This is a genomic window from Anaerobacillus alkalidiazotrophicus, from assembly GCF_001866055.1.
Genome location: NZ_MLQS01000030.1, coordinates 130028 through 147072, shown reverse-complemented (window position 1 = coordinate 147072; position 17045 = coordinate 130028). Strand labels below are relative to the sequence as shown.

Below are 17045 nucleotides of genomic sequence, written 5' to 3'. Positions count from 1 at the left end.
CACCAGATCCCTTATTTTGAAAAAAAGCCTTAATTTATGGATTTTACGGACACAAAATCCGCTATTTAGTCTTGAAAGTGTGTTTTTCATATTATTCTAACTTCATGATGTCCGCGAAAGTGTAAAAATTCGTTTTCTTTCTAAAATAACGGAACCTGTGTCCTAAGGAGCAGGTAAACATGCAAACCATAAATATTAATCTAACTAAAAAACACACAGAATGATCTGTGCGTTTTCTATATTTTAATGTTTTTTCACGTTATCCGAACTGCAGAGTTAGATGTTAATTTAATTTTTTCCTAATAAACTCAGGAACGTGTTTATCATCTATCGTTTCAAATAAAGGTGAGAAAGTATCTTTTTCATAATAATAAGCGATAACATATTTACCTGAATCATTCCATGATGATGCTAGTAAACATTCTTCTAACTCATCAAACTCTTCAATTCGAATACTACCAGGTGTTTTCTCAAAGTTAAGTAGATCATTTTCGTACCTCATGTATTCATATAGATGCCGCTCATCTCTTTTAACTATTACTGCAAAATCAATATCATCAGCCGTTAATCGTGCTTGTTTCACTAAATCTCTCTCTTGAAGCCAAGCTTCAATCTGATCATGAGATTTTTTCCAACTTGAAAATACCCTTTTGTCATCACTTAATAAATACTCAATATTTGACCATTCAGACCTATCATCCATCAAATCATCATAAGTTTCATCCATTATTTCCGTCTGTAAAATTTGATGAAATTCTGAAATATCAGAACGATTATTTAAAGAAACTTGTTGAGTTCCTCGGTTAGAAATAATGGTAATTTTATCAACTGTGTTAGTATCAGTAATTCTTAATACTGAATTTACGTTATATTTGTGCTCGTCAGATTCAATGATTGCTCCATACAAACCCTTATGCTCTTCTAGAAATGTGACAGGAACCTGGTAGTGGCGAACCAGCTGTTTTCCACTTGTCAATTCATATGCTATTGCGAATTGCCTTCGTTCCCAACCACCTTTTTCGTTAGAATTTTGTTTCTTAATAATTTGTTCATGAAGAGCAACTATGTTTTCTTTATTTTGTTCGTCCTGATAATAATAGTTTTGAGTCAAATATTCCTCTTCTATATAATAATCATGACCGTCCATTAAGTAAAAATGAGGAGCAAAATATATACGTTCAATATCTCCTACGGCTGGAATTCGTTTTTCAAATCCAGTTATATCAAATTGAAATACAATTGCCAACACACATATGCTTAGGGCATAAATTCCATACCCTTTCCATTTTGTCAAAACACGCCACGTTTTTTCGACTATCATTAAGGCTACAAAATAACCTATGATAGATGCAAAAACATAACCAAATAGCAACCAACTGGTTGAATTTTGTGTTTCTCCAAAATACAACCCACCAAGAAGCATGGCACAAAAGGTAACCCCATATAAAAATACCGGTTCTAGTGACTTAAAAGCAATTGCTTGTGAAGCTACTTCAACCTTTCGTTTACAATAAGCTAAGAGTGCAATTACATAAAATACCACAATAAAGAGGAAATACACGGAAATTTCTTTTCCAGTTAATGCCTCAAAGCCTAATTGACTTGCTCTAACAAAAGGAATAAGTTTTTCTATTTTTTTGCTTAAATAATAATCTACCGCAATTCCATAAAAGGAATATTTCACGTTCATAAATAACAACATGGTCACTCCAGCTGGAAAGAACAGCAAAATATACGTCAAAACTCCTTGTAAAACTGACATTCCTGTAAACATTGCTGCAAATACAGCTGCCATGAATATAAAGACTGTGAATAGTATTGTCGTCCCCATCCAAGTAGCGATATCAGCTAAGCTCAATAAATGTGGCAACTCTATAAAGCTGCTAATGATTAATAAAATAAGGCCTATAAAAAAAACAGGTATAACAAGTACTCCTAATCCAAATAACACATGCTGATGGTATAAAGCTTCCCTCTTTATTGGTAGACTATGAATGTAATCAGTTGATAGTTTGACATGTACATAACGAAATAAAACGAGTGCCAGTAACACTGGGATAACAGAAAGTAAAATTAATTGAAATCCGTCAGATAATCGAAATAAGTTATCAGCTACTAAAGTATAGCTACGATAATAGTTATCTCTTGTATAAATCATTAAAATTTGTAATGGTACGGCAAAGAATAAAGACAGGAAATAGGCAATACCTATCCAGCCTATATTTTTCGTGTTCTCAATAAAAACACCCCGATTAAACAATAACGTTTTCAATGGCATATCCAACATCCCTCATTTCATATATAAAGATTTCTTCCAACGTTAGCGGTAAAACATCGAATAACACTGGGTGGTAAAACTCAATATGAGCTGATACTTCTTCTTCTTTACCTCGAACAATATATAACAAGACACTACCACGCTGTTCTTTATACAAAATATCAAATGGCTTTAGAAATAACTCTGGGACTTCACCTTTAAACGCCACTTGTATTTTGTGAATATCAGACTTTAAATCATCTAGCTCCTTTTCAATGATTAATTTTCCATTGTGTAAAATTCCGATATGATCACATAAATCTTCAACTTCTCGAAGATTATGAGATGAGATTAAAATCGTCATTTCCCTTTCTGCTACTTCTTGTACAAGCAAATTTTTCACCTTTTGCCGCATTACCGCATCAAGACCATCAAGCGGTTCATCTAGTATTAATACATCTGGCATTGCTGCTAAAGCTAGCCAAAAAGCAACCTGACGCTGCATTCCTTTAGACATAAGGTGAATTTTCTTATTTATGTTAATAGGAAAGACTTCCTTATACTTTTGAAAACGTTCTTCATTCCATTTCGGATACATATTTTTCATAAAGCTAGCCATTTGCTTTACAGTAGATTGAGGGAAAAAGTAAAGAGTATCTGTTAATAATATTGTTCTTTGTTTTAGTTTCACATTTTCATAAATTGGTTGACCATCTACAAAAATAGAGCCTGAATCTTCTTTGTAGATACCAGCAATCATTTTTAATAATGTTGTTTTACCAGCACCATTTGAACCTAGTAATCCATAAATAGTGCCTTTTTTAATAAAGAGATTAAGGTCACTTACTGCCTCATTTCCTTCAAATATTTTTTTAATATTTTCAATTTGAATCATCTTGCTCTCCCCCTTTTACAGATTGTTCCGCTATGGATATTAAAGATAAAATCTCTTCTTTTTTCATACCTAGGTATAACGCTTCAGATATCAATTTCACTAATTCCTTTTTCATCTTCTTCACCTTTTCGTTATTAGTGGTATCTGCTTGTGGAGCAACGTATTTTCCCTTTCCAGGAACCGAATAAATATAACCTTGGTTTTCTAACTCTCGATAAGCTTTTTGAATCGTATTTGGATTAATCGTTAATTGGGCTGCTAACGCCCTAACTGAAGGAAGTTGTTCATCAGCTTTCACGACTTCATGAATAATCAATTCCTTCATTTTTTCTACTAGCTGCTCATATATTGGAACCCTACTACGCATGTCTAATTGAAACATACACTATTTTCCTCCTTTCGTATGATGACACTCGGTATCTACCTTGGTAGATATTTTAAGAGTTTCTCTTGAACCAATTTTTTCCTCCTACATTTTGGTAGAGAATATTTGTTTGGGATTTAATAAGTTAAAGGTAAGTAAACCTTCAATACTACATAAAGCTGAACTTCAATCAGTGGGGGTTTTCCTTCATCCCCCACTGATTGTTAGTTCAACTTATCGGACCTTTAGGGGCAGTTTATCCCCCACCTAAACTTCTCGATTTTCTTAAGTTTTGAGGTGGGGGCCTTACTTGCCCCTTAAGAGTGGGATAAACAGACCTCGAAGCTGCTAACTCAGTTAAAAAAGTGGACGACGAGACAATTACAGTATTAATTTTAGAAATAACTATTTCTCAAATAGTACTACGTGTACTATCCGTATTATATTAAGTGGTACAGTTTTATTATAACGTCTCTGGATAAAATTTCAAGTCTTTTTTCGAAGGAGAAATCCTTCATCTCCCATCTAGTCTTGATTAATTATTTGAAACTTATATCTAGAATTCAGAGCAGCAGCAACAAATTGGTATTTTAGGAGTGACTGAACAAGATTGGTTGATTACCTTTTCTTTGTTTATTGTAATTTGGGGTTCAATTGTATTTTTGTATTAACTGCTGGATTAATTAAGGGGAATTTATCAGGGTCTTATGAGTGAATAGTTTCAAACTAATTGAAAAGAAATACTGGCAAATAGATATTAAGAATGACATTAATAATTCCACAAATACTATTAATAAGGTGGTGAAAAAATGGAACATGTTATTAAAGAGCTAAATGAATTTTTGAAAGGTCAATACATGGGAATTCATTCTTACGAGCATTATATCCAAAAGCTAGAAGACTCTAAAATTAAGAAGGAATTCCAACAAATTCAACAAGAGCATAAAATTCATGCAATGAAAGTAGCAAAGAGAATTCAAAATCTAGGAGGCAAACCTGTTGATGATGAAGGATTTGTAGGTTCTATCCAAGGATTTATTAATCAACTAAATCTCCCTGACACACCTGAAGGATTAATTAAAGGAGCTCTTAAAGGGGAAGATTTTGGGATTCAGATGTCTGAAGAAATTGTAAAAAGCGACTTAGACGATGAAAGTCGTGAACTAATCGAAGAAATCTTAGATCGCGATAGACAACACACTTTCTTATTAAGTAAATTAATCCAATAAAGCTGGACTTCAATCAGTTAGGGTTTTCCTTGATCCCCCACTGATTGTTAGGTTAACTTATACCACGGGCATAAGAATAACTAATCATCAGCTTTCGCTAATGAAAGTTATTCTATATCGGACCTTTAGAGGCAGTTACTCCCCCACCTAACCTTTTCGATTTTCTTAAATTTCAGGTGGGGGTCTTACTGCTCCTTAAGAGTGGGGTGAAATTAAAACTTCCCTATAACATGTATAAAGCCGCTTTGCTCCAAGCGGCTTCTATGCAGTGTAAATGATTTATTATTGATTATTCTCATCCATCAATGAACAGTTTTTGACTAGTTAACAATTTTTATGTAGCTCAGTTTTGGTAATGATGAAATTCACGCATGTAATAATTTTATATTTTATACCTTTTTTATCCTACTCTTAATTCACGATAATTTCTTTTCAATAAAAGTCCTCTAAGTACTAAACCAAAGAAAAAACCAGGTATTAAAAATAACATCGGTAAAAAAACAGGACCTAATAGCACACCAAAAATTAGTAAACGTGGAGAATATATAAGCCCTACCGTTACAAAGAATGCTCCAAAAGCAAATGGTAAATATAAATAAGGTTTCGTTTTTTCGTTAGCATCTCGATACGCATCCCACAACGAAAACAAATAAAAACACGGATAAAACATTAGCCATTGATAATTCGTCGCTCCTATAGCCTGATCAATGTTACCGTTAAATGAATATACAATTATTAAATTAAAGTTACTCATTACATTAATAACGACTTCAAGGATTAGTAAAATGGTACCTTTATAATATTTTTTATTGATAAATTGACCAAAACCTGGAAGTGCAATACTCCAAAATAAAGCTTCGTAATTTCGTTTTCCTTGTTTCATTTTCCGCTCCTTAAACATCTTTTAACAAAGAGGTTTTGGTACATTTCTCCACTTCTGAAAAAGCGTGAATTCCTACATATACACACCCTCCAATGTATTATATTATTTAACACACTTTTAGTTTTTTGTACCTTATTCTCCTCCCTACTTCGACTTTTATATTATTACAAAAAATGTAAATTTTTATTACTAGTCTCTAAATTAATCCGCCTCTAACTCCATTTAGAATTGTATCAAACATATTTTACTGTTGAAGTTCACTCATTAGATATTAACGAAAAACCAATACTATTGTTAAAGCTTAATTAAGGGAAGAGGATTACGTATGAAAAACAAATACAATAATTATCCTTTTCTTTTTCTGCTCACCATTCACACTAGTATTTACACAATTTATAAAAAGAAACCGATAGGAAAACTAATTGTCTTACTATTATCAAATATTGGTTTGGCTTATTTTTATTAGCTAATACTTTCAAAAAACGATTACTAAATGAACAAAGTTAAATTATATTCGTGAATTATTTGTCAAAAAAAGTAGGTATAATTCACGAAATACCTTGCTAAAAAACTATGAATCAATTATCATTTATTTATTCAATATCTAGTGTGTTTTCCACACAAAAATACTATATATCGGAATGGAAAGGTGTCTTTTCAGACTTAATAGGGAATTCGGTTTAAAGCCGGAGCTGTCCCCGCAACTGTAAGTGCTGACGAACTGAGACAACCACTGTATAAAAACTACTTTTTTTACGGGAAGGCTCAGGTAGTAGGATGAAGCATTAGCCAGGAGACCTGCCATTCATTCCAAAGATTTCATTTCTTCGGGGAGTAAGATTTTGAAATGGCCAAAAAGGGAAAAAACTTTTTTTCTCTACTTTTACTATGCCGTTTCATGCTCTTTCAAGTTTGAAAGGGCTTTTTATTTTGACCTGATAATATTTGACAAGGGGTGCAATAATTTGGAAATATTGATAGAAAGTTTCAAAGAAATAGTAGATGAGAATAAAGATATCCTAAATGAAAATGCCAATGTAGATGGACGTTCTCCTTTAGGTAAAATGAATAAATTTGCTTCTGAAAGTGGAAAGTGGTTTACCGATCATTTCCTTTTATCTGAGGATATTAGAAAATTCTTCGACGATAATATATTGTACATACACGATAAAGATTTCTATCCTACAGGAACGACGACTTGCTGCCAAATACCATTAGATAAATTATTAGCAAGAGGGTTTAACACTGGTCACGGTTCAATACGGCCACCAAAATCGATTCAAACCGCAATGGCCCTAGCATCAATTATTTTTCAGTCTAATCAAAATACTCAACACGGTGGGCAATCATATCAAAAATTTGATTATGATTTGGCTCCGTATATTCGGTTAACTTACGAAAGCAATCAGGCTTCCATACAGAAGCTAGTTAATGGGAAGCTTACAAATGAAGAGGTTGATAGAATAGCTTGGGAAGATACTAGACGTCAAACATATCAAGCATGTGAGGCCTTTATTCATAACGCAAACAGCATGCATTCGCGAGGTGGTGGTCAAGTCCCTTTCGTCTCTATCAATTATGGTACAGACACTTCTCCTGAAGGTCGCTTACTAGTTGAGGAATTATTAAAAGCTACAAAATCAGGACTAGGTAACGGTGAAACACCTATTTTTCCAATTCAAATTTTCAAAGTAAAAGAGGGAATTAACTTTAATGAGGGTGATCCAAACTATGATTTGTTCCAACTCGCCTTAGAAACTACAAGTGAACGATTATTTCCTAATTTTTCTTTCCTTGATGCTCCTTTTAATCAACAATATGATGACGGTACACCCGAAAGCGAAGTTGCTTACATGGGTTGTAGAACAAGGGTAATGGGTAATATTCACGGAAAAGAAACATCAGTAGGTCGCGGTAACCTCTCATTTAGTTCGATCAACTTAGTTAAACTTGGACTAAATGCCAAAAAGAACATCAACAAGTTTTATGAATTATTACATCAAGCTGTAGACATCACTATTAAACAACTTCTTGAACGGTTTCAATTTCAATGCACGAAAACGGCCAGCGAATTTTCCTTCTTATATTCACAAGGGGTATGGCGAGACGGAGAAAAGCTTAATCCAAATGATAGTGTCAGCGAAGTACTAAAACAAGGTACGTTAAGTATCGGGTTTATCGGACTAGCTGAAACTCTAGTTGCACTTACTGGCAAGCACCATGGAGAATGTGAGGAAACTTTGGACTTAGGCTACAACATTATAAGATGTTTAAAAGAACGCGCAGAACAAGCGACAATAGATCATCAGCTTAACTTTAGTGTGATTGCAACGCCTGCCGAAGGTCTCTCAGGTAAATTCACAAAAAAAGATCGCGATGAATTCGGAAATATTGAAGGGGTTACAGATAAGGATTATTATACAAATTCATTTCATATTCCTGTTGAGTACAACATATCAATATTTGAAAAAATACGTAGAGAAGCTCCTTTTCATAAGTTGTGTCTTGCAGGACATATCACGTACATTGAATTGGACGGAAATGCACGAGCAAACATAAAGGCTCTAGAAAAAATCGTGAGAGCTATGAAAGAAAAGCATATTGGGTACGGATCTATCAACCATCCTGTTGATCGTTGTATTACATGTGATTACAGCGGAATTATTGGTAATACATGCCCTAATTGCGGTGAAACTGAAGAGCTAAACTTTGAAAGAATACGCCGCATAACTGGTTATTTAGTAGGTGACTTGAAACGTTGGAATAACGCAAAATTACAAGAAGAAGGTAGGCGTGTTAAGCATAGGTCTTCTTAACAGAAAGGATTGAAAATATTGAAAGTCCTTGGAATCAAAGAAGATTCAATTGTTGATGGAGAAGGATTACGGACAGTCATTTACTTTGCGGGTTGCTCGCATCAATGTCCGGGTTGCCATAATCCACAAAGTTGGCAATTACATGCCGGAAATGATTATACTTTGGAAGAACTTTTGCAAAGAGTATGTGTAAATCCTCTGAACGATATTACCTTTTCTGGAGGAGATCCATTTTTCCAAGCTAAAAACATTGTTCCATTAGCAAAAGCTTTGAAGCAAGCTGGAAAAAATATTTGGGCATACACTGGCTATACAATCGAGGAACTATTACAACGAGGAAAACAACATGAACTCGAACTGCTTGAATATGTTGACGTGCTAGTAGATGGTCGATTCATTGAAAAAGAAAAAGACCTTTCCCTAACCTATCGCGGAAGTCGTAACCAACGTATTATCTATTTAAGAACATCAGTTCATTCAAAAAATTCACAAGAAAATCCAGTAATATCAGTCTTATAGATTAAGGGCCACCCTTTGTTTATGCAGAAGCAATGTTTTGTACGGCGAGTAATCGCAGGGGGAAATGGTAGCTATTCACTGAGTTCGAATTTATCCTTAAAAAGGACTGTCACATTTAGTAACGAGTTCAGCTTTTGGAGAGAAAATAACATATAGCAATAGAAATAGCGTACCAATTTGCAATGTGGTACGCTATTTTCTGGCAACATAGTAAGCTAACGAAAGCTATAATAGAACAAGAAATTATTGGGATGTTTAAATTGAATATTGCTATTTATATGACTTTATTATTTTCTTTAATTGTATCTACCATCACCTCTATTTGGATATATAAAAAGAAAACAAATAAGTGGTTAGGAATGTTAATAGGTTTATGTATCAATACACTTCTATTATTAGGAGCAACAATTATTTTTCACAAAATTTTCAATGTGAAAGAAGTAGATGGATTATTTGCAAGTTTAGGCATACTTATATTCGCATTTTTCGTTCCTATATTTACTTGTATTAACTTTTCCATTCTTGAATTTATGAGATACAAAATATATGGTATCAAATAACTGACATTTGTTGTTCAAATAAGGATGTTAGTGCAATAAGCGGTGTTGATTATATTAACTCTATCGGACAAGAGAGCCGTTATTTGTGAACAAAGGAGTGTTTTAAAAGGGTTAACGGACATCAGGTTCGTTATTTACTTAATTTAGCTCCAAATATTGCAGATTTTCATGAAATAGCGTACTTCATGTCCGATAGCTCGAATTATTTGATCAATTCGGTGAAATAAGGTATCCTGTGTCCGTTAGGGTCTGACACTTTTGAAACGGTTAGAAACAAATACAAAAATGTTTATAAAAAATACAGTTATTAAACTTAGCCAAAGGAACAGTTCAATAGTTGTCATTCCGTAATTATCTTTCAAGTCCTTTGCATTTTCAATTAGTTGAAATGTATTGGCAGAAATAATTTGTAGACAAATTAGCCCCATAACAAACATCCATGACAAAAAGTAAATAGGATTAGTTACTTTCTCAATTTTCCCCTTGGCAACACCAATTTTCAAAAAAAGATGTTCAACTGTTGTCATGACAATCCTTCCCCCATCAAGGATAGGGATTGGTAAGCTATTTAACAAAATAAGTGTAATATTAATTGCAGCTAACATCATCCAAAATTCCATATTATGACCGAAATCGTGAACCATTTGAACTTGAGATTCAACGCTACCTTGGCTACCAAATAACAGGTCAATTTGTAGAGACTTGAACAGTTCCCCTAAATGAGTGACTATGTAAATTAACCCATCCATAGCTACTACTAACCCATTAATAAAACTTCTCCCTTGACCTATACTTGTTAAACCAATGCTGACAAAATATAAGACAAAGTTCATAAAAATACCAGCAGAAAAGAAAATAATTTTTTGAATGTAATTATATTTACTAAAATCCTTCTCATTCGGTTGCACAAAACCACCTAATGGTAAAATACGTATTGAAAGTACACTACCATTTATTTTTTTACGAAGAAGTGTAGGACCAAAACCAAGAGAAATCTCCTCAACCCTACCACCAAAAAGACGAAATGAAGCATAATGGCCAAATTCATGAACAATCACTGACAATAAAAGTGCTATAAAAAACATCATGAGCGTACTATCCATCTTTTCCCCTCCAAAAATTATTTCTACATTATTATGCAAAGCTTGGCCAAAAAATACCTTTATCTACCATTTAATGGTTATGTGCAGAGCTTACTATCAATTTAGGTTTGTATGCATACATTACATTGTATCCAACTTTAAAAAGGAGTTTTTTTAAAATGACAGGTTGTACAACACCAACAACAGGTTATATAGGTGGTTTCACACTAATTCTTGTATTATTTATCTTACTTGTAATTATCGGTACTGCTTGGCTTTAAGAGAAATAAGTAGTGTCAATCGTAATGACGCCCGTTTTGTTTAGTATACAATTAACTGTTGCGTTATAACTGTATTAATGAAGCTCAATAAAGCTGAACTTCAATCAGTGGGGGTTTTCCTTCATCCCCCACTGATTGTTAGTTCAACTTATACCACAGGCATAAGAATAACTAATCATCAGCTATCACTGATGAAAGTTATTCTATATCGGACCTTTAGGGGCAGTTTATCCCCCACCTAAACTTCTCGATTTTCTTAAGTTTTGAGGTGGGGGTCTTACTTGCCCCTTAAGAGTGGGATAAACTGCATAATATTTACACAGAAGAGGCTGTCAAAGACAGCCTCTTTATTGAAGGGATTTTTACCAGAAGAATGCGGCTCCTAAAGCAAAACCACCTACTGCCGCTAGAGCAACTGGGACAAAATAAGGGTTTTTACCATATCTATAACCGCCATAGCCACCACCGTAGCCGTATCCAAAACCTCTTGGTCCTCTAATCATTGGATCTAGCCAAACATATTCTGTGTCTACTTCTACAATTCTTCCGTAATGCACTTTTCCTGTTTTTTCATAAATGTGCACAACTTTACCTTTATGCTGACAACAAATCTGGTAATAACTCATAGTAACCTCCTTTTCCTATTCTTTAATTATCTTATTTGCAGCTTCATTTTTTGATTGTACATATACTATTTTTTTATAAAAAAGGCTACAAACTAGTATAGTTTCACTATTTTTATATAAATTTGATTTTCATAGTTAATAAACCGTTCCTTTTTACTTCTTAATTCATAAATTAAAATAGTATTGTTACAAGATATAAAGAAAGGAGATTAGATTAAGTGTTTCCACAAAGAAGTCAAATGTACCAACAGCCACCTCATAGATATCATTATCCTTACTATCAACAACACCCATATGGCTATCAGGAAAGTCCACGACCAAAAGGACTGTTTGGGAAACGAAGACAATTAGGTACTCCTTTTGAACATCAGCAGTTGCCACCCCCTCACTATTATCAACAACCAAATTCACATCAATATTATTCACAACAGCTTATGGCACCTCAGTCTTCATTCCAACAGCCAAAAAAGGGTATATTCCATAATGAAGAAGGCAAACTCGATTTTAAAAAAATTGGAAATGGGGTTCAAACAGCAATGGGTTTCGTAAACCAAGTAAGCCCAGTTATGAAGATGTTTGGCGGACTATTTAAATAAAGCTGAACTTCAATCAGTGGGGGTTTTCCTTCATCCCCCACTGATTGTTAGTTCAACTTATACCACGGGCATAAGAATAACTAATCATCAGCTTCACTGATGAAAGTTATTCTATATCGGACATTTAGGGGCAGTTTATCCCCCACCTAAACTTCTCGATTTTCTTAAGTTTTGAGGTGGGGGTCTTACTTGCCCCTTAAGAGTGGGATAAAAACTTTCCTTTTAGAGTACAGCAAGAAAAGCGCAAGCGCCGCAGCTCTAGACGTAATAAGCTTGACTGAGTCGAGTGAGATGTAGGAGAGTCGAAAGTCGTTAGACTTTCGTTCTCGACTTATCTTAGACGAGACGAAGGAAGCTTTCTAGTCGATAGGGCGTTGGAGCTAGACAGTTTCCAAGTTAGAAATTTATAAATTCTGATTATGTAAAATAGGGCAGTTGCTAGAAGTTACACTTCTAAACAACTGCCCTTATTTTTGATAGAATAATAGAATATACACTTTGTATACACCCATTTATACTAAAGATTAATTATTTCATAAACTGTCGATTCCAATAATACACTTTCGGTAGACGACGACATGTAATATATTCATGGAAAAGCGTTAAGCCAACAAAACTTACCATTTGCCAATCAATACCCTTCATCAATGCCTCACCTCAAGTTTTAATATTTTATAATGTATATGGCTGATGAGCGTTGTCTTATTACTAATCTATGGTAAAGAGACTGTAAATGACACCTAAGTTTGAGATTCTACCTAAAATGGACACAATGAATGTTAGAAAAGCTTGGCTTATCACCAAGTCCTAAAGCGAAAGCCCTAGTGTTTCTTATACTTTATTCCTTTAGAGAAGTTAAACTTTCTTAAAGTATAAAAGAGCGTTTGTTCACACAGTTATGAACAAACGCTCTTTTAATAAAGACTAGTCAGTTTTGAAACTTTCCTATACATCAGGATAGATACGACTAGATTATTTCTTTCGTTTCTAGGTATTGAATAACTTTTGCTACGCTTTCTTCAATTGAAAGTTTATCGGTTTCTATTGTTAACTCTGGATTTTCTGGTTGTTCATACGGAGAACTTATTCCTGTAAAATTAGGAATAATACCTGCACGAGCTTTTTCATAAAGTCCTTTTGGATCGCGGCTCTCACATGTTTCAAGTGATGCATTTACAAAGATTTCGATAAATTCCCCTTTTTCTACTAGTGCTCTTACTTGATCACGGTCTTCACGGAAAGGCGAGATAAACGCTGTTAATGTAATAACACCCGCATCTACAAACAATTTTGAAACTTCTCCAATTCTGCGAATGTTTTCTTTTCGGTCTTCTTCGGTAAACCCAAGGCCTTTATTTAATCCATGTCGAACGTTATCACCATCTAGTACATATGAATGTACGTTACGTTGAATTAATGCTGCTTCAACAGCATTGGCTAAGGTAGACTTTCCAGAGCCAGATAAACCTGTGAACCATAAGATACAACTCTTATGACCTTTCTTTTCTTGACGTTCACTCTTTGAAATTGTCGTTTCGTGCCAGACAATATTGCTTGACATAGTAACCCCCACTTTTTAAAATTTAAATTCCGCCACCTTGATCGTGAATAGCGCTTCTTTCTCTTCTCGCTGCTTGAGCCAGTTGGACCGATCCAATCGTCGCAATAAACACACTAATAATAACAAAGCTTGTGTAAAAATCTGCTTTTAAAAAGAGTGTAATTAAACCGTAACAAATTACTAGAGAAAAAACAGGCGAAACTACCCAGACCATTGCGATTTTTTTTATAATATCTTTTTGCATTACCTTAAAACCATTATTTACTGTTCCAATTCCAATAATTGCTGAGGTCGTTACTTGTGTTAATGGGACAGGTAAACCAAAGATGGAAGCAATAATAACTAATGACCCACCGGTAATAGAAACGGCACTTCCTTGTAATAATGAAAGTCTAGTAATCTTCTTACCATTTGTCTCAAGTACTTTCCCACCAAGAATTACTGCACCTAATGAAACGAACAAGCCTCCAACAATAACAGCTGTACTTACTTCAATCAATCCTGCACCTACTAAGGGACCAACCGCATTTGCTACATTATTCATTCCGGCAGCATAGGCTTCAAAACCACCTGAAATAACTAATAAAAATACGAGCCATTTATGCCATTTCCCTTTGTTCTTTAATGCCGGAAACTTCCTTTCTAAAAAACGAATAAGATGACCAGCAGCAATAGCTAAAACAAACGCAACAATTGGTACAATTACCCAAAAAGAAACAATTACGATGAGACGGTCGAAATATACTGCTTGAAAGGCCATACCTGCTCCAACGAGTGAACCTACTACAACTTCACTTGTTGAGAGTGGGATACCTAGTAAATTAGCGATAAATAATGTCAAACACGCAGCAGCTAATATGATGATTGTAATTTCAACATTTACAATGTCAGAGGGAATAATCCCCCCTCCAATTGTTTTAACAACCTCTCCACCTGCTAATGCTCCTAAAAAAGCAAAAACTGCTACAATAAGCATCGCTGTTCTTTTCGTTTTAACTGCACCGCTTCCATATGCAGGTCCCATTGCTGCAGCCGTTCCACTAGCACCAATGTTCATCGCAAAAAAGAAGGCAATAATAAAAGCTACGATGATTAATACCATCTTCCTCTTCCTTTCCTACTATCGGAAATTGTAACGTGTTTTGGCAATTGATAAACGGCAAACTTCTTTGTCAGCTGGCTACAATTGTCAGTCACCTAAGTGAATACCATTTATACTTAGGTGACTGTCTTATTCGCTCAATCAAACTTCTTCTACTACATTGCCCATAAACTATTTTGTTAGCTGTGCTACTTTTCCGGCTAGACCATTAATCAATACTTCAACAACTTCTTTTCTACTAAATTCTGGAGGTGGAACCTCCCCATTACTAAGCATTTGACGTACTTTTGTACCAGATAAGATAACTCGATCTTCCTTACCATGTGGGCACGTCTTTGTACTTGCCATGTTCCCACACTTTTTGCAATAAAAACTATGTTCAAAGAAAAGTGGTGTAATACCTAGCTCTTTTTCAGTGAAATTACGGAAAATTAATTGAGCATCATACGTTCCATAATAGTCACCAACACCAGCATGGTCACGCCCAACAATAAAATGAGTACATCCATAGTTTTTACGAACCATGGCATGGAAGATAGCTTCCCTTGGTCCAGCATAGCGCATCGCTGCAGGGAAAACTGCTAAGAAAACTCGGTTTTCTGGATAATAGTTTTTAAGTAACACTTGATAGCTTTCCATTCTCACATCAGCAGGAATATCATCAGACTTTGTTTCTCCAACTAATGGATTTAAAAATAAGCCATCGACAATTTCTAAAGCTGACTTTTGAATATATTCATGAGCGCGATGAACTGGATTACGAGTTTGGAAACCTACAACTGTATTCCATCCTAAACTAGTAAACTTTTCTCTCGTCTCAACTGGATCAAGATAAAACTCTTGAAATCTATCTGCTTCAATCTTTTTCACTAGAGTAATAGGACCAGCAATATACACATCCGGACGAGCAAAAAGTTTTGCTACACCAGGATGAGCAAGGTCTGTCGTCTTGTATACGTTCGCTGCTTCTTCTGTTTTGTTTGGTACATAAACTTCTTTAAGCTCTAGTACACCATAAACTGTTCCGTTAACTGTAAGTTTTACTTCTTCGCCAATTGTTAGTTGATCTGCTTTTTCTTTTGTTACAGGGAGGGTAATTGGAATGCTCCAAACCGTACCATCCGCTAAACGCATTTCATTAACGACTCTCTCATAATCTGCTTCTCCTAAAAATCCTGTAAGAGGACTAAATGCACCATTAGCAATTAACTTTAAATCTGATAAGGCAAAATCATCTAACTCTACCTCAGCTTTTATATGTGAAAAATCATATTGACTATTAAAACGATTTACTAAAGAACCACCGTGTGGAATACTTAAACTCATTATTAACTCCTCCTAAAAAATATTACTTACTTTATTGATGAAGCCCACATTCTACCTTACCAGAATTAGCCCAGCGACCCTCACGTGTATCTCCCCCATCGGCTACTGGGAGCGTACAGTTTGCACAGCCAATACTCGGATAATTTTGATCATGAAGCTCATTATATGGAAGTTGATGTAATTTAATATACATCCAAATCTCATCCCAAGACCAATGAATGAGAGGACATACTTTTATAGATTGAAAGCGATTATCGTGGTTTACGAATTGGACATGTGCTCTAGTTTCCGACTGCTCTCTTCTTAATCCCGATATCCATGCTTGGTATTTAGATAATTCCTCTTCTAAAGGTTTTAACTTTCTAACTTTACAGCATTGATCAGGACTCGTTTTCCACAGTTCATTTCCATATTGTTCATTTTGTTCTGCTACTGTAAGCTCAGGCTTCTTTAATTCAATGTTTAATGTTGGATATTTTGCTTTTACTTTTTCAATAAGTGCGTATGTTTCTTCAAAATGTAACTCAGTATCTAAGAATACGATGGTAGCATTTTTATTTACTTTACTAATTAAATCAATAAGTACAATTCCCTCTGCACCAAAGCTACATGCATAAACAATATCGTCACCAAAGTGATTATATGCCCATTTTAAAATATCGATAGCATCCTTTTTGGCAAGCTGTTCATTTAAATTCTTCAACTCATCGTCTGTCACTGTTTTGTAGGACAGTTTCGCCATTGAGCTTCCCCCTCACGTTCAAATTTTTACAGTTCATAAATTTTTCATGCGCTTTAATTCATTAATGATAGTTGATTGATAACTGTTTCTACGTAAACCTAATTGTTTGTTATTACTTTTTTAAAAAGGCGACACAAAGTTCCCTTTAGAAACTTAATGTCACCTCTAGTTTGTCTAGTCAGCTCAATTCCAAGTTTTTAATTCCG

General features: G+C 34.6%; 16 protein-coding genes and 1 riboswitch. Of the genes, 6 read left to right on the top strand and 10 right to left on the bottom strand.

Annotation, left to right across the window (positions count from 1 at the left end):
- Nucleotides 1-283: 283 nt before the first annotated feature.
- From BKP45_RS16820 to BKP45_RS16810, 3 genes are read right to left on the bottom strand one after another with little or no spacing between them, the layout of a single operon-like run.
- Nucleotides 284-2278, bottom strand: a complete 1995-nt coding sequence (locus tag BKP45_RS16820) for an LTA synthase family protein (protein WP_071389755.1) — start codon at nucleotides 2276-2278, stop codon at nucleotides 284-286.
- Complete coding sequence (locus BKP45_RS16815; protein ID WP_071389754.1) at nucleotides 2253-3152, bottom strand: ABC transporter ATP-binding protein; 900 nt, start codon at nucleotides 3150-3152, stop codon at nucleotides 2253-2255. The genes BKP45_RS16820 and BKP45_RS16815 overlap by 26 nt, the downstream gene beginning before the upstream one ends.
- Nucleotides 3139-3534 carry a GntR family transcriptional regulator gene (locus BKP45_RS16810; protein ID WP_071389753.1) on the bottom strand — a complete coding sequence of 132 codons (396 nt, stop codon included), beginning with the start codon at nucleotides 3532-3534 and terminating at the stop codon, nucleotides 3139-3141. The genes BKP45_RS16815 and BKP45_RS16810 overlap by 14 nt, the downstream gene beginning before the upstream one ends.
- 791 nt (nucleotides 3535-4325) lie before the next feature.
- On the opposite strand from BKP45_RS16810, the gene BKP45_RS16805 reads away from it, so the two are divergent.
- The gene (locus BKP45_RS16805; RefSeq protein ID WP_071389752.1) at nucleotides 4326-4745 is read left to right on the top strand and encodes a ferritin-like domain-containing protein; all 420 of its coding nucleotides are present in this window, start codon (nucleotides 4326-4328) and stop codon (nucleotides 4743-4745) included.
- Nucleotides 4746-5145: 400 nt separating this feature from the next.
- On the opposite strand, the gene BKP45_RS16800 is transcribed toward BKP45_RS16805, so the two are convergent.
- Nucleotides 5146-5628, bottom strand: coding sequence for a hypothetical protein (locus tag BKP45_RS16800; protein WP_071389751.1), 483 nt, complete (start codon nucleotides 5626-5628; stop codon nucleotides 5146-5148).
- 630 nt (nucleotides 5629-6258) lie between these two features.
- Nucleotides 6259-6448: riboswitch (cobalamin riboswitch) on the top strand.
- A 121-nt stretch (nucleotides 6449-6569) separates the two neighbouring features.
- Between BKP45_RS16800 and BKP45_RS16795 the strand changes: the two genes are divergently transcribed.
- The 3 genes from BKP45_RS16795 (at nucleotide 6570) to BKP45_RS16785 (ending at nucleotide 9523) form a co-directional block, all read left to right on the top strand.
- Nucleotides 6570-8444: an anaerobic ribonucleoside triphosphate reductase gene (locus tag BKP45_RS16795; RefSeq protein WP_071390138.1), complete on the top strand. Its 1875-nt coding sequence runs from the start codon at nucleotides 6570-6572 to the stop codon at nucleotides 8442-8444.
- Nucleotides 8445-8462: 18 nt separating this feature from the next.
- Complete coding sequence (gene nrdG / locus BKP45_RS16790) at nucleotides 8463-8963, top strand: anaerobic ribonucleoside-triphosphate reductase activating protein (protein ID WP_071389750.1); 501 nt, start codon at nucleotides 8463-8465, stop codon at nucleotides 8961-8963.
- Between the two features lie 251 nt (nucleotides 8964-9214).
- Nucleotides 9215-9523 carry a hypothetical protein gene (locus BKP45_RS16785; RefSeq protein WP_169824099.1) on the top strand — a complete coding sequence of 103 codons (309 nt, stop codon included), beginning with the start codon at nucleotides 9215-9217 and terminating at the stop codon, nucleotides 9521-9523.
- A gap of 242 nt (nucleotides 9524-9765) precedes the next feature.
- On the opposite strand, the gene BKP45_RS16780 is transcribed toward BKP45_RS16785, so the two are convergent.
- Nucleotides 9766-10626, bottom strand: coding sequence for a site-2 protease family protein (locus BKP45_RS16780; protein WP_071389748.1), 861 nt, complete (start codon nucleotides 10624-10626; stop codon nucleotides 9766-9768).
- 158 nt (nucleotides 10627-10784) lie between these two features.
- On the opposite strand from BKP45_RS16780, the gene BKP45_RS21795 reads away from it, so the two are divergent.
- A complete protein-coding gene (locus BKP45_RS21795) occupies nucleotides 10785-10886 on the top strand; it encodes a YjcZ family sporulation protein (protein ID WP_084034718.1) in 102 nt (33 codons plus the stop codon).
- A gap of 362 nt (nucleotides 10887-11248) precedes the next feature.
- Here the strand turns inward: BKP45_RS21795 and BKP45_RS16775 are convergent, their stop codons facing one another.
- Nucleotides 11249-11512 (bottom strand): hypothetical protein, encoded by a 264-nt coding sequence (locus BKP45_RS16775; protein WP_071389747.1) that lies wholly within the window; start codon nucleotides 11510-11512, stop codon nucleotides 11249-11251.
- Between the two features lie 218 nt (nucleotides 11513-11730).
- Between BKP45_RS16775 and BKP45_RS16770 the strand changes: the two genes are divergently transcribed.
- A complete protein-coding gene (locus BKP45_RS16770; protein WP_071389746.1) occupies nucleotides 11731-12108 on the top strand; it encodes a YppG family protein in 378 nt (125 codons plus the stop codon).
- 967 nt (nucleotides 12109-13075) lie between these two features.
- Here BKP45_RS16770 and cysC read toward each other — a convergent pair.
- From cysC to BKP45_RS16750, 4 genes are all read right to left on the bottom strand, one after another.
- A complete protein-coding gene (gene cysC, locus BKP45_RS16765) occupies nucleotides 13076-13669 on the bottom strand; it encodes an adenylyl-sulfate kinase (protein ID WP_071389745.1) in 594 nt (197 codons plus the stop codon).
- Between the two features lie 22 nt (nucleotides 13670-13691).
- Nucleotides 13692-14771 carry an inorganic phosphate transporter gene (locus BKP45_RS16760; RefSeq protein ID WP_071310214.1) on the bottom strand — a complete coding sequence of 360 codons (1080 nt, stop codon included), beginning with the start codon at nucleotides 14769-14771 and terminating at the stop codon, nucleotides 13692-13694.
- A 171-nt stretch (nucleotides 14772-14942) separates the two neighbouring features.
- Nucleotides 14943-16097, bottom strand: coding sequence for a sulfate adenylyltransferase (gene sat, locus BKP45_RS16755; protein WP_071389744.1), 1155 nt, complete (start codon nucleotides 16095-16097; stop codon nucleotides 14943-14945).
- A gap of 31 nt (nucleotides 16098-16128) precedes the next feature.
- Nucleotides 16129-16839 (bottom strand): phosphoadenylyl-sulfate reductase, encoded by a 711-nt coding sequence (locus BKP45_RS16750; protein WP_071389743.1) that lies wholly within the window; start codon nucleotides 16837-16839, stop codon nucleotides 16129-16131.
- Between the last annotated feature and the right edge of the window lie 206 nt (nucleotides 16840-17045).